This window comes from Actinocatenispora sera (assembly GCF_018324685.1).
Classification (GTDB): Bacteria; Actinomycetota; Actinomycetes; order Mycobacteriales; family Micromonosporaceae; genus Actinocatenispora; species Actinocatenispora sera.
The window spans coordinates 6,465,164-6,477,334 of the sequence record NZ_AP023354.1 but is presented as its reverse complement, the minus strand read 5'-3'; the positions used below and the strand labels follow the sequence as shown (position 1 = coordinate 6,477,334).

The 12,171-nt window shown below is 73.5% G+C and carries 13 protein-coding genes; 6 read left to right on the top strand and 7 right to left on the bottom strand.

Going from position 1 to position 12,171, the window contains the following annotated elements:
- Positions 1–30: 30 nt before the first annotated feature.
- Positions 31–603: a TetR/AcrR family transcriptional regulator gene (locus Asera_RS30455; RefSeq protein WP_030447026.1), complete on the bottom strand. Its 573-nt coding sequence runs from the start codon at positions 601–603 to the stop codon at positions 31–33.
- A gap of 86 nt (positions 604–689) precedes the next feature.
- Here Asera_RS30455 and Asera_RS30450 point away from each other — a divergent pair, with 86 nt between their 5' ends.
- Positions 690–1,700 carry an aldo/keto reductase gene (locus Asera_RS30450; protein ID WP_030447025.1) on the top strand — a complete coding sequence of 337 codons (1,011 nt, stop codon included), beginning with the start codon at positions 690–692 and terminating at the stop codon, positions 1,698–1,700.
- 31 nt (positions 1,701–1,731) lie between these two features.
- On the opposite strand, the gene Asera_RS30445 is transcribed toward Asera_RS30450, so the two are convergent.
- Together Asera_RS30445 and Asera_RS30440 are read right to left on the bottom strand one after the other, a co-directional pair.
- The gene (locus Asera_RS30445; RefSeq protein WP_030447024.1) at positions 1,732–2,130 is read right to left on the bottom strand and encodes a DUF3592 domain-containing protein; all 399 of its coding nucleotides are present in this window, start codon (positions 2,128–2,130) and stop codon (positions 1,732–1,734) included.
- A 39-nt stretch (positions 2,131–2,169) separates the two neighbouring features.
- Complete coding sequence (locus Asera_RS30440; protein WP_030447023.1) at positions 2,170–2,562, bottom strand: hypothetical protein; 393 nt, start codon at positions 2,560–2,562, stop codon at positions 2,170–2,172.
- A gap of 89 nt (positions 2,563–2,651) precedes the next feature.
- On the opposite strand from Asera_RS30440, the gene Asera_RS30435 reads away from it, so the two are divergent.
- The 3 genes from Asera_RS30435 to Asera_RS30425 all read left to right on the top strand — a co-directional run bounded on the left by Asera_RS30435 (position 2,652) and on the right by Asera_RS30425 (position 6,202).
- Positions 2,652–3,860, top strand: a complete 1,209-nt coding sequence (locus tag Asera_RS30435; protein WP_051802419.1) for an ROK family transcriptional regulator — start codon at positions 2,652–2,654, stop codon at positions 3,858–3,860.
- Positions 3,861–4,041: 181 nt separating this feature from the next.
- On the top strand, positions 4,042–5,148 hold the full coding sequence (locus tag Asera_RS30430) for a Gfo/Idh/MocA family protein (RefSeq protein WP_030447021.1): 1,107 nt from the start codon (positions 4,042–4,044) through the stop codon (positions 5,146–5,148).
- Positions 5,149–5,194: 46 nt separating this feature from the next.
- A complete protein-coding gene (locus Asera_RS30425; RefSeq protein WP_030447020.1) occupies positions 5,195–6,202 on the top strand; it encodes a sugar phosphate isomerase/epimerase family protein in 1,008 nt (335 codons plus the stop codon).
- Between the two features lie 220 nt (positions 6,203–6,422).
- Here Asera_RS30425 and Asera_RS30420 read toward each other — a convergent pair whose 3' ends face one another.
- The gene (locus Asera_RS30420; protein WP_051802418.1) at positions 6,423–6,977 is read right to left on the bottom strand and encodes a DUF2087 domain-containing protein; all 555 of its coding nucleotides are present in this window, start codon (positions 6,975–6,977) and stop codon (positions 6,423–6,425) included.
- 71 nt (positions 6,978–7,048) lie between these two features.
- On the opposite strand from Asera_RS30420, the gene Asera_RS30415 reads away from it, so the two are divergent.
- A complete protein-coding gene (locus tag Asera_RS30415) occupies positions 7,049–7,597 on the top strand; it encodes a HEAT repeat domain-containing protein (protein WP_035297165.1) in 549 nt (182 codons plus the stop codon).
- Positions 7,598–7,878: 281 nt separating this feature from the next.
- On the opposite strand, the gene Asera_RS30410 is transcribed toward Asera_RS30415, so the two are convergent.
- The 3 genes from Asera_RS30410 to Asera_RS30400 all read right to left on the bottom strand — a co-directional run bounded on the left by Asera_RS30410 (position 7,879) and on the right by Asera_RS30400 (position 10,729).
- Entirely contained in the window at positions 7,879–8,982 is a 1,104-nt protein-coding gene (locus tag Asera_RS30410) for a Gfo/Idh/MocA family protein (RefSeq protein ID WP_030447017.1), read from the bottom strand.
- Positions 8,979–9,704: a sugar phosphate isomerase/epimerase family protein gene (locus Asera_RS30405; protein WP_030447016.1), complete on the bottom strand. Its 726-nt coding sequence runs from the start codon at positions 9,702–9,704 to the stop codon at positions 8,979–8,981. Before Asera_RS30405 ends, Asera_RS30410 begins: the two co-directional genes overlap by 4 nt.
- 89 nt (positions 9,705–9,793) lie before the next feature.
- Positions 9,794–10,729, bottom strand: a complete 936-nt coding sequence (locus Asera_RS30400; RefSeq protein WP_030447015.1) for a LysR family transcriptional regulator — start codon at positions 10,727–10,729, stop codon at positions 9,794–9,796.
- 150 nt (positions 10,730–10,879) lie between these two features.
- On the opposite strand from Asera_RS30400, the gene Asera_RS30395 reads away from it, so the two are divergent.
- A complete protein-coding gene (locus tag Asera_RS30395) occupies positions 10,880–12,157 on the top strand; it encodes an MFS transporter (RefSeq protein WP_051802417.1) in 1,278 nt (425 codons plus the stop codon).
- Positions 12,158–12,171 lie beyond the last annotated feature (14 nt).

The following is a 12,171-nucleotide window of genomic DNA, read 5'->3' as shown; positions in this document are numbered from 1 at the left end:
GGAGATCCGGGCGACCGGTTGCGCGGGCGGCTACCGGGGCCGGAGCCCGTCGACCGCGATGGCGATGGCGTGCGACCGCTCGGCGGCGTTCCAGCGGTAGTGCTCCGCGGCGGCGCTGAGCCCGTACAAGGTCTGCAGGATGTCGGTGGGCCCCAGATCGTGTCGGACCGCGTCCGCCTGCTGGGCCCGGGCGAGCAACGTCGCCAGCGCCGCCGTGAGGTCACCGGCGATCTCGGCCATGGGCTCGGCACCGGCCGCGGCGGAACCCGTCTTGTCGATCGTGACGCCCAGATGCATCTTGACGATCGCCTCGGCCATCACCCGGTTCATCACGTCGAACAGCCCCGTTCGTGGATCGCCTTGGGCGGCAAGGATCCTGGCCTCGTCCACGACCCTGCGCATGCGCCGCGCGACGATGGCCTCGACCAGGTGCCGCTTGGTCGGGTAGTGCCGGTAGACGGTGCCGACGCCGACACCGGCGGCCTGCGCCACCTTCTCGACCGGTTCCTCGATGCCGCGTTCGGTGAACACCGTCTCCGCGGCTTCCAGGACTCGGATCCGGTTGCGTGCGGCGTCGGCGCGGCGCGGTCGGTCCGCGGTCATGACGTGGGCCGATTGACAAACGGAATGCAAGTTCCGTATATTCTAAGCGGAATCACGAGTCCGATTGTATCGACCGAGGACGCCACATGGACTTCCAACCGCTGGGCCGCTCCGGCCTGAAGGTCTCGAAGCTCGCGCTGGGCGCGATGAACTTCGGGGCGTCGGCATACTTCGCCAGCAGCGACGAGACCGAGGCGCGGCGCATCATCGACCGGTTCCTGGCGGCAGGGCACGTCATGATCGACACGGCCGACGGCTACACCGGCGGGGAGTCCGAGCGCATCGTCGGGCGGGCGATCCACCGGCGGCGCGACCAGGTGGTCCTCTCGACCAAGGCGTTCCTGCCGCAGGGCGACGGGCCGAATGACCGCGGCCTGTCCCGGGTCCACCTGACCAGAGCGTTGGAGGCGAGCCTGCGCCGCCTCGACACCGACTACCTCGACATCTACTACTGCCACCAGTGGGACGGGGTGACGCCGATCGAGGAGACGATGGCGACCCTGGACGGCTTCGTCCGCGCGGGAAAGGTCCGGTACCTGGGTGCCTCGAACTTCACCGCCGCGCAGATCGTCGAGTCGCAGTGGGCCGCGCAACGGCTCGGTGGCACGGCGTTCACCGCCCTGCAGGCCCAGTACTCGTTGGTTGCCCGGACGATCGAGGCGGAGATCCTGCCGACCTGCCAGCGGCACGGGCTGGGCGTCACGGCATGGAGCCCGTTGGGGTCCGGTGTCCTCACCGGTCGCTACCGCGACACCAGTCCGTCCGGCGACACGCGGCTGGGCCGGCTGTTCGCCTCGCCCGTACCCGAGGCCCACCGCTGGGCGGCCGGCCTGCTCAACGAGCGGACGCTGCGCATCGCCGAGGAGGTCGGACGGGTCGCCGTCGAACTGAACACCTCCACCGCCGCGGTCGCGCTGGCCTGGATACACGGCCGGCCGGGCATCACCTCGACCGTCGTCGGCCCGCGCACTCTCGACCAGATCGAGCAGAACCTCACCGAGTTGGAGCTTCCCGCCGAACTGGCCGAACGACTCGACCGGCTGTCCGTCCCCATCGACGGTGCGGTCAACGGCATGCGCAGCGACAACGCGGCCTGACGGTCGTCGACCGGCCGGGGCGCCGTGGCGGTTACCGGATGCCGGTGCAGAGGGCGCCGAGCACGCCGACGGCGATGGGGATCAGGCACCAGTACACGGTCGGCCACGAGCTCAGCTCGACCGCGACCGGCCGGTACGGATTTTTCGGTGACACCGCGAGCCGGACCGCGCTGCCCTCCGGTAGCCCGGCGTTCGAGGTGTAGTTGGCCAGTCGCGCGTCGTACCGGTGGCCGTCGAGGGTGTAGCCGACGGTCGGGACCCGCCAGCTTGCCCCGTTGCCGACCCGCTTGATGTCGTTGCCGGTCACCGATCCGGTCACCCGGGTACCGGTGCGCCGCACCGCGGCGCTGCGCAGGATCGGCACCAGCGTCGCCACCAGGAACGCCACGCCGACGGCGGCGATGGTTAGAAACATGATCAGCACCGGCACGACGGGCAGCCTACCGCCCGCCGCCCGGGCGGGCGGGGGTCAGCGGCTGCCGAGCCGGGCGCGGAACCGGTTGCTGAGGACGACCTCGTGCGGCAGCCGGGCCAGCCGGTCTGCGTCGACGGTGACGCCGGCCCGGCGCAGGACGTCGGCGAGGTGCGCCCAGTGGTCGGCGGCCATCTCCGCCGCGGTGTGCTCGGCGAACGGCTCGTCCGGGCCGACCACGGTCCGCGCGGTGGCCTCGACGTCCGCCACGCTGGTCGCCGCCCAGCTGTCGGGTGGGCCGGAGGCGCCCCAGCCCCGGTCGTCGAGCAGCAGCACGTGCCGCCCGTCGGCCAGTACCGCCTCGTGGCGCGCGGTCGCCGACAGCGTCCGCGCGGTCGACCCCGCCTCGTCCAGGTCCACGATCGTGCGCAGTCCCACCACCGCCGTCATGGCGCCATCGTGCCAGCGCGCCGGCGGCGCCGGGTCGCGAGCGCCCGATCGCCGGTCCGCGGTTGTGTTCGCGGCTACTTTCGTTCAAGATGGCAAAAGTTGGCTTGCGTACGACCGAAGGGGCGGCGGTGGCGGAGGGGCTGGCGTACCAGGTGCTGTGCCTGCTGCGGGAACACGGGCCGCTGTCCAGGGTCGAGCTCGCCGACCGGCTGGCGGTGCCGCGCGCCAGGCTGCTGTCGGAGCTGACCCGCCTCACCGAGACCGATCGGGTACGGGAAGCCGGGCCCGCGGCGTCCCGCGGTGGCCGGCGCTCGACCCTGATCGAGCTGTCGCCGCGGCACCGGTACGGCGCCGTCGACCTGGGCGCCACCTCGGTACGGATCGAGGTCACCGACCGCAACCTCGATCCGGTCGCCGCCGTGGAGGAAGCGGTCGACATCCGGTCCGGCCCGCGGCCGGTCCTGCGGGTGGTCACCGACCTGCTGGAGAAGCTGCGCGCGGAGGGTGCGTACCGCCAGCTCGACGGGCTCGGTGTGGGACTGCCCGGCCCGGTGAGCTTCCGCGACGGGGTGCCGGTGTCGCCACCGATCATGCCCGGCTGGGACGGCTTCCCGGTGCGGGAGATGCTGGCGCACGAACACAACTGCCCGGTCGTGGTCGACAACGACGTCAACATCATGGCGATCGGGGAGGGCTACGGGGGAGTGGCCCGATCGGTCGACGACTTCCTGTTCGTCAAGCTCGGTACCGGCATCGGCTGCGGCATCCACCTCGGCGGCGAGGTGTTCCGCGGCAAGGACGGCTGCGCCGGCGACATCGGCCACATGCAGGTCGTCGCGCACGGCCCGGTCTGCGCCTGCGGTAACACCGGCTGCCTGGAGGCGGTGTTCGGCGGCGCCGCGCTGGCCCGGGACGCGGTCGCGGCGGCGCGGGCCGGGCGGTCCGAACCGCTCGCCGCCCGGCTGGCGGAGCACGGCACGCTCAGCGCGTACGACGTGGGGCAGACCGCGGCGGCCGGCGACGCGACGAGCGTGGCGCTGATCCGGGCCGGCGGTGCCGCGCTCGGCGGGGTACTGGCGAGCCTGGTCAGCTTCGTCAACCCGTCGATGATCGTGATCGGCGGCGGCCTGGCCGGGCTCGGCCACCGGCTGCTCGCCGAGGTCCGCGCCGTGGTGTACGGGCGGTCGTTGCCGCTGGCCACCGGCAACCTGCCGCTGGTGGTGTCCGAACTGGGCGAGCGGGCCGGTGCCCTCGGCGCCGCGAAGCTCGCCAGCGACCTGGTCTTCCGGCAGTCGTGATCGAGCGCATCGAGGAAAGGCGGGCCGTGTGTCCAGCGTTGACGGAGTCAACCGCGTGTCCACTGTAGACGGGGTCGGCCGGAGCGGTGCCGGCGAAGTCGACCGGGCTCGCCGCAACGTCGCAGCCGGCGGGGATCGGGCGGGCGACGAGGGCGCCCGGGGCCGCACCGTCGGCGTCGGGATGGTCGGCACCGCGTTCATGGGTGCCGCGCACTCGCAGGCCTGGCGTACCGTCAACCGGGTCTTCGACCTGCCGGTGACCGCGCGGATGGCGGTGATCTGCGGCCGCGACCCGGCGCGTACCGAGGCGGCGGCGAGCCGGTTGGGTTGGGCCGCCACCGAAACCGACTGGCGCGCCCTGATCGACCGGGACGACGTCGAGCTGGTCGACATCTGCACGCCCGGCGACACGCATGCCGAGATCGCGATCGCCGCGCTGGCCGCCGGAAAGCACGTGCTGTGCGAGAAGCCGCTCGCGAACACCGTGGCCGAGGCCGAGGCGATGGCCGCGGCCGCCCGGGATGCGGGCACCGTGGCGATGTGCGGCTTCACCTACCGGCGGGTGCCGGCCGTGACGCTGATGCACGATCTCGTTGCGGCGGGCCGGATCGGCCGGATCCGCCAGGTACGCGCCTGCTACCTGCAGGACTGGCTGGTCGACCCGGCCGCGCCGTGGACCTGGCGGCTGTCGGCGGACCGGGCCGGTTCCGGCGCGCTCGGCGACCTGGGCGCGCACGTGATCGACGCGGTACGGTTCCTCACCGGTGCCGAGTTCGAGTCGGTGAGCGCGCTGACCGAGACGTTCGTGACCGAGCGACCGCTGCCCGGCGGTACCGGCAACGCTCCCGTCACCGTCGACGACGCGGCGCTGTTCCTTGCCCGGCTCTCCGGCGGTGTCGTCGGCACGTTCGAGGCGACCAGGTACGCGACGGGGCGCAAGAACGCGCTGCGCATCGAGGTCAACGGCACCCTCGGTACCCTCGCGTTCGACCTGGAACGCCTCAACGAGCTGGAGTTCTACGACGGCGGCCAGCTGTCGGCCGAGGCGGGCTTCCGCCGGATCCTCGTCACCGAGCCCGACCACCCGTACCTGTCGGCCTGGTGGCCGCCGGGGCACCTGCTCGGCTACGAGCACGCGTTCACCCACCAGGCCCGCGACCTGCTCGCCGCGGTGGGCGGTGGCGATCCGGTACGCCCGTCGTTCGAGGACGGCCTCGCCGCCCAGCGCGTGCTCGACGCCGTGGGCCGCAGCGCCCGCGACAGCACCTGGACCAACACTGTCCACTGAGGACTCCCGACTCCCGCGAGTCGACCGTACGAAGGGAGCACGCGCCATGGCGCGACCGATCACGCTGTTCACTGGCCAGTGGGCGGACCTGCCGTTCGTCGAGGTGTGCCGGCTGGCCTCGCAGTGGGGCTACGACGGGCTGGAGATCGCCTGCTGGGGTGACCACTTCGAGGTCGACAAGGCGCTGTCCGATCCGTCCTACGTGGACGGACGGAAGCGGATCCTCGCCGAGCACGGCCTCTCGGTGTACGCGATCTCCAACCACCTGGTCGGCCAGGCGGTGTGCGACTTCCCGATCGACGAGCGGCACCAGGCGATCGTGCCGGCCGCGGTCTGGGGCGACGGCGACGCCGAAGGGGTGCGGCAGCGGGCCGCGGAACGGATGAAGGACACCGCCCGGGCCGCCGCCGCGCTCGGCGTGTCCACCGTGGTCGGCTTCACCGGCTCGTCCATCTGGTACACGCTGGCGATGTTCCCGCCCACTCCGGATTCGATGATCGAGCGCGGTTACCAGGACTTCGCCGACCGGTGGAACCCGATCCTGGACGTGTTCGACGCCGAGGGGGTGCGCTTCGCGCACGAGGTGCACCCGACCGAGATCGCCTACGACTACTGGACCACGGCCAAGGCGCTGGAGGCGATCGGGCACCGGCCGGCGTTCGGGCTCAACTTCGACCCGTCGCACTTCATCTGGCAGGACCTCGACCCGGTCGGCTTCCTGTGGGACTACCAGGACCGCATCTACCACGTGGACTGCAAGGAGTCGAAGAAGCAGTTCAACGGCCGCAACACCCGGCTCGGTTCGCACCTGCCGTGGGGCGACCCGCGGCGCGGCTGGGACTTCGTCTCCACCGGGCACGGCGACGTGCCCTGGGAGGCGTGCTTCCGCACCCTCAATGCGATCTCCTACGACGGGCCGATCTCGATCGAGTGGGAGGACGCCGGCATGGACCGGCTCACCGGCGCACCCGAGGCGCTGGCGTTCGTCCGCAAGCTCGCCGCGATCGAGCCGCCGGCCGCCTCCTTCGACGCCGCCTTCGGCTCGAACGACTGACGACACGCCGACCGCCGGCCGGGGCGGCGGGGCGTGCCCAGCCGGCCCGACGAGGACGGCGCCACCGCCGCCCGCCGGTCCGGGCGGTGTCATCGCGCCCGTCGGTCCGGGCGGTGTCGTCGTGCCCGCCGGTCCGGGCGCTGGTGCGCTGGTGCGCCGTCGGGCCGACGGCGCCGCCCTGGGCAGGCTCCGCGGGGCCGGTGACCGTCGGTGCCGCGGGTCAACCCGGCAGCGGTGGCCGGTCGGCCGGAGGTACGACCCGGTAGCGGGCGGAGCCGTCCCGGGTGACGCGACCGAAGTCGGCGAGCAGCCGGCGCAGCGCGGCGTGGTCGTCGTACAGCTCGTGCAGCGCGGCGTTCACCTCGGTCTCGGTCAGCGTGGTGTCCGGTGGCAGCAGGGTGGCCGCGAGGTCGGCGAGCCGGTGCCGCAGCGCGAGGTCCTCCGGGACGGCGCGGAGCCGACCGTGTCGGAAGTGCCGCGCCAGCACCGGGTCGTCGGCCAGCAACGCTGCCGTCGGCTGCGCCGCGTCCAGCGCGTCGGCGGCCCCGGCCAGTACCGCGAGGTCGGCGGACACCCGCTGCCCGTCCAGGCGCAACAGTCCGCAGTCGGCGAGGCGGGCGGCCTCCTTGAGCACCCGCCGTACCGGCAGGCCGGTCTCGGCCGCCGCGTCGGTGACCGTGCCGGCGCGGCCGGTACCGACCGCGGTGAGAAGGGCGAGCCGGTCGGCGGAACCGAGCGCGGCGAGCAGCGCCGCCGCGGTACTGATATCGCGCATGGCAGCCGACGCTAGCCGCGCCGGCGAACGCCTTCAACGCGTTTCCGCCGTCGCTGTGGCAACCTGGGCGGATGGGTGCGACACCGGCGGAGCTGGCGCGGGCCACCGAGCAGCGGCTCGGCACGGACGAGATGGTGGCGCGCTGCGTGGCGCTGCTGCAGCACGGTGACCCGTTCGCCGAGGTCGAGTTCATCGTCTGGCTGGCCGGTGCGTCGGCCGAGAACGAGATGCGGCTGCGCACCCCCGAGGACGACCCGTCCCTGCTGTACTGGCCGCGGGTCTGGGCGGCGCGTGCGCTGGTCTACGTGTGGGACGACGCGGCGATCCCGGCGGTGCTCGACGCGCTCGGTGACCGGGCCTGGCGGGTACGGGAGATGGTGGCGAAGGTGGTCATCTCGCACGAGATCGGCGCGGCCGGCGATCGGCTGGTGCCGCTGCTGTCCGATCCGGTACCCCGGGTGCGGATCGCGGCGGCGCGTGCCCTGGGCGTGGTCGGCGAGGCCGAGCATGCGCCGGCCCTGCGGGAGGCCGTCGCGGACGACCAGGATCAGGTGGTCGCCCGGGCCGAGGCGGCGCTGCGGGCGATGTCCCGGCGGCTGGACCGTAACCTGCTCGACTGACCGCCAGTCCACTGTGGACAAAGGCGACGCCGCGGGACCATGCCAAGCCGGATCAGTGCCGACTGGCCACGCCACGCCGGCTCGGTTGCGGCCGATCGGATCGAGCGGCCACGCCGTGCCGGCTCGGTTCCGGCGGATCACGTCGAGGCGGATCGGTGGCGGGTGGCCACGCTGGCTCGGTTCCGGCGGATCACGTCGAGCCGGATCGGTGGCGGGTGGCCACCGGATCGGTGGGGCGCGGTCGGTCGGCCCGACCCGTGCTCGACGGGCCGGGCCGTTGGTCACAGCGTCGCGGTGTACGGGTCGAACTCGTCCGGGAGCAGCGCCGGCGCCGTGCAGGTGGAGTCGATCGGGACGAAGGCGCCGTCCTCGGCCGAGCGCGCGATCGCGGTCATCAGCTCCAGTACGTGCAGCGCCAGCTCGCCGGACGCGCGGTGCGGCGTGCCCGCCCGCAGCGCGCGGGCGAGGTCGAGCACGCCGAGGCCGCGGCCGGCGTCCGGCCCCTTCGCCGGTACCGCGGACCAGTCGTCGTCGCCGGCCCGGCGCAGCCTGATGGTGCCGCCGAACGTGTTGGGGTCGGGCAGCGCCATGGTCGCCTCGGACCCGGTGATCTCGACGAACCCGGCGCGGGCGAGCGGCGAGTCGAAGCTGAGCACGCTGGTCGCGGCCTGGCCACCGGTGAAGTCGAGCAGCGCCGCGACGTGCGTCGGCACCTCCACCTCGAACGCGGTACCGGCGAGCGGACCGGAGCCGACCACCCGGCTGTTGCGGGCCCGCCGGCCGACCGCGGCCACCGACCGGGCCGGGCCGAACGCACCGACCAGCGTGGTCAGGTAGTACGGCCCGATGTCGAACAGCGGGCCGGCGCCGCGCTGGAACAGGAACGCCGGGTTCGGGTGCCACGACTCGGGTCCGGGGCTCTGCATCAGCGTCAGCGCGGTCAGCGGGGTACCGATGGCGCCTTCGGCGATCATCCGGTACGCGGTCTGCAACCCGGCGCCGAGGAACGTGTCCGGTGCGTTCGCCACGCGGACTCCGGCGGCGTCGGCGGCGGCGAGCAGCGCGGCCCCGTCGTCGGGCGCCAGCGCGAGCGGCTTCTCCGAGTACACGTGCTTGCCGGCGGCGACCGCGGCGCGCGCGACCTCGGTGTGTACCGCGGGGATGGTCAGGTTGACCACGATCTCGACGTCCGGGTGGCCGATCACCGCGGCGGTGTCGCCCACCACCGGGATGCCGTACCGCTGGGCGGCGTCGCGGGCTCGCGAGAGCTCCAGGTCGGTGCAGGCGACCACCCGGACGTCCGGGAACGCGGTCAGGTTGTCCAGGTACTGGGTGGAGATCGTGCCGCAGCCGACGACCGCGACGCCGACCGGTCCCGCGGTCACGAGGCCACCTCGCGCAGGTAACCGATGCTGTCGGCCAGCGCGGCGAACATGTCGGTGTCGCACCGGTCGAGCTCGACGATGCGGCGGGCCTGCGGCGCCGCGGCGAGGATGGCCGGGATGTCGAGCGTACCGGCGCCGACGGCGGTCATCGCGGCCTCGGGCGTGGTGGCCGGGCCGTCCTTGACGTGCAGGTAGCGGACCCGCTCGCCGAGCCGGCCCAGCAGCGCCGGGACGTCGAGCCCGCCGACGGTGGCCCAGTAGACGTCGACCTCCAGGAACACCTCGTCGTCCAGCGCGCCGGCCAGTACCTCCAGCGCCGGCCGCCCGTCGACCTGCTGCGCGGGCTCGAACCAGTGGTTGTGGTAGCCGACCGCGATGCCGCGCTCGGCGGCGCGTTTCGCGGCGTCGTTGAGCCGCTGTGCGGTCTGCTCGACGGCGGCGCGGTCGGCGAACCGGTCCGGGTCGAGCCACGGGACGACGACGGTGTCGGTGCCGACCGTGGTCGCGGCGTCGAGGATCGCGTCGGCGTCGTCGAGCAGCGGCGCGTGCGTGCTCCACACGGTCAGGCCGTGCCGGGCGGCGAGGGTGCGCAGGCCGGCGGGATCGTCGGTCGGGTTGAACCATTCGACCGCCTGGTAGCCGAGCTCGGCGACGCGGCGCAGCGTGGCGTCACGGTCGGCGGCGAGGCGGTCGCGGACTGAGTACAGCTGGACACCGAGCATGGTGCCTCCGTAGGACGTCGTGGCGGACTCGGTAACGCTAAAAGCCTTTTGCTGTCGAGGTCAATAACTTTCGATGATTCCGACAGAAGTCACCCGGCGTGCGACGCCCACGAGGGGTGCCAGACCGGTTCGGCCGGCGGTGTCAGCCCGGCCAGGTGGTCGAGTATCGGCCGCAACCCGGGGTGCGGATCGGCGCTCGGTACCAGCAGCGAGAGCGGGTACGCCAGGGTCGGGCCGGCGACCGGGATGCGGCGCAGGTCGTGGCTCGCCGGCCAGGCGTACCGGTCGCGCGCGCCGACGAGGGTCGCCACGTCGGCGGAGTCGGCGATCGCATCGAGCAACACCTCGCTGCCGAAGTTCGGCCCGGTCGGGTCGATGCGCAGGTCGAAGGCGGCGACGAGTTCGTCGTAGAACCTCTCCCACTCGCTGCGCGGCTTGATGCCCGGGAGCCAGATCCGGTACCCGCGCAGCTGCGCCGGGGCCAGCGTCCGCGCACCGGCGAGCGGGTGGCGCGGGCCGACGAGCAGCTCCAGCGGCGAGTCGAACGCGGGCACCTGGCGTACCTCCGGCGGCAGTCCGGCGCGGTCGGTCACGGTACGAAAGGACGCGTCCACGTCGCCGGTCCGGACCGCATCGACCGCCACCTGCGGGTCCTCGACCCGCAGCGTCACCACGTCGAGATCGAGGCCGGGATGCGCCCGCCAGTAGTCGTGCAGCACCACCGCCTGGGCCGACCGCAGCCCGAGCACGTCGATCCGCAGCGCCCGCGAGCCCGGCCGTACCGCGGTGACCGCGCGGTCGACGCCGCGGACGATGTCCCGCGCGTGCGGCAGGAACGCCTGGCCGTCCAGCGTCGGCTCGACGCCCCGGGCGGTACGCACGAACAGCCGGACGCCGAGTTCGCGTTCCAGCGCGGCGATCCGCTTCGACACCGCCTGCTGGCTGACCCCGAGCTCGTCGGCGGCGCGTTGCAACTGCCCCAGCTCGGCCGCCCGTACGAACGACCGCATCGCTTCGGTGTCCACCGCGGCAGCCTACGGCAGGGCGCACCGCCGCCCGTCCTGTTCGGATCCAACCAACGGTTGTGGCTCGCCGGGACGACGGTTGTTTGATCCCGTGCCGGCGCTGCTGATCTGATCCGGGCGCACGAACGTCGGTTGTGGCAGGGGAGCGGGATGCGGGCACGGGTGGGCAACGAGGTCGGCCGGTTGTGGGCGGCGTACGCGGTGAGCACGTACGGGACGTGGCTCGCCTTCGGCGCGTTCCCGCTGATCGCGGTGCGGGTGCTGCACGCGCCGGCGTTCGCGGTGTCGCTGCTGGAGGCGGCCGGCCTCGCCGTTGCGGCCCTCGTGGCGTTCCCGCTCGGGCCCTGGGTGGCGCACCACGCCAAGCGACCGGTACTGGTGACGATGGACCTGGTCCGGTTCGCGGCGCTGGCGAGCATCCCGATCTGCCACCTGTTCGGCCTGCTCTCGTACGGGCAGCTGCTGGCCGTCGCGGTCGTCTCCGGCGCCGCCGGGATCGCGTTCACCGCCGCGTCCGGTGCGTACCTCAAGCACCTCGCCGCCGGTACCGCTCTGCTCGACGCGAACGGGCGGTTCGAGGCGACGAGCTGGGTGGCGACAGCGGTGGGACCGCCGCTCGGCGGGGCGCTCGTCGGGCTGCTCGGCCCGGTCGCCACCGTCGCCGCGGACGCGCTCAGCTACCTGCTGTCCGCGCTCGGCGTGCTGCGCATCCGGGGCGGCGACGTCGTGACGCCCCGCGGCACGGCCCGCGGCGCCGACCTGCTCACCGGCGCGCGGTCCATCGCCGGTGACCCGGTGCTGCGGCGGCTGTTCGCCAACTCGGTACTCGTCGGCGGGCTGATCGTGGCCGGGATGCCGCTGCTGTCCGTGCTGCTGCTCGGCCGCTACCGGATGCCGGTCTGGCAGTACGGCCTCGCCTTCGGTGTGCCCGCGCTGGGCGGGTTCCTGGGCGCCCGGCTGTCCGCCCGCCTCGCCGCCCGGTTCGGCCGGTACCGGGTGCTGCGGGTCGCCGGCTGGCTGCGCGCGCTGTTCCCGGTCGGGCTGGCGTTCGTGCGGCCCGGGCTCGCCGGCCTGCTGGTCGTGATCGCCGTCGAGGCGTTGCTGATCACCTGCATGGGCGTGTACAACCCGATCCACGCCACCGAACGGTTGCAGCGGGCGCCGACCGGCCACGCCGCCCCGCTGCTCGGGACCTGGAGCGCCGCGGGCAAGATCGTCCAGGCCGGCCTGACCGCGCTGTGGGGAATCCTCGCGACGGTGACCAGCCCGCGCACCGCGATCACCGTGGCGGGGGTGCTCCTACTCGCCACCCCGCTGCTGCTGCCCACCCGGGCCCAGCTGTCCGCCCGGGAGCCGGCCGCCCCACCGCCCTCCCCGCGCGCCGGCCGACCCACCGCCCGAAGCGTCGGCGAAGCCCGGCGTGGTTGATCGAGCCTCCGCTG

Bases quoted from the DNA above. Each gene is read 5' to 3' on its own strand.
- Asera_RS30420 (WP_051802418.1), bottom strand. From the start codon at position 6,977: ATGCGCGATATCAGTACCGCGGCGGCGCTGCTCGCCGCGCTCGGTTCC.
- Asera_RS30405 (WP_030447016.1), bottom strand. From the start codon at position 9,704: ATGCTCGGTGTCCAGCTGTACTCAGTCCGCGACCGCCTCGCCGCCGAC.
- Asera_RS30450 (WP_030447025.1), top strand. From the start codon at position 690: ATGGACTTCCAACCGCTGGGCCGCTCCGGCCTGAAGGTCTCGAAGCTC.
- Asera_RS30435 (WP_051802419.1), top strand. From the start codon at position 2,652: ATGGCAAAAGTTGGCTTGCGTACGACCGAAGGGGCGGCGGTGGCGGAG.
- Asera_RS30415 (WP_035297165.1), top strand. From the start codon at position 7,049: ATGGGTGCGACACCGGCGGAGCTGGCGCGGGCCACCGAGCAGCGGCTC.
- Asera_RS30425 (WP_030447020.1), top strand. From the start codon at position 5,195: ATGGCGCGACCGATCACGCTGTTCACTGGCCAGTGGGCGGACCTGCCG.
- Asera_RS30395 (WP_051802417.1), top strand. From the start codon at position 10,880: ATGCGGGCACGGGTGGGCAACGAGGTCGGCCGGTTGTGGGCGGCGTAC.
- Asera_RS30455 (WP_030447026.1), bottom strand. From the start codon at position 603: ATGACCGCGGACCGACCGCGCCGCGCCGACGCCGCACGCAACCGGATC.
- Asera_RS30440 (WP_030447023.1), bottom strand. From the start codon at position 2,562: ATGACGGCGGTGGTGGGACTGCGCACGATCGTGGACCTGGACGAGGCG.
- Asera_RS30430 (WP_030447021.1), top strand. From the start codon at position 4,042: ATGGTCGGCACCGCGTTCATGGGTGCCGCGCACTCGCAGGCCTGGCGT.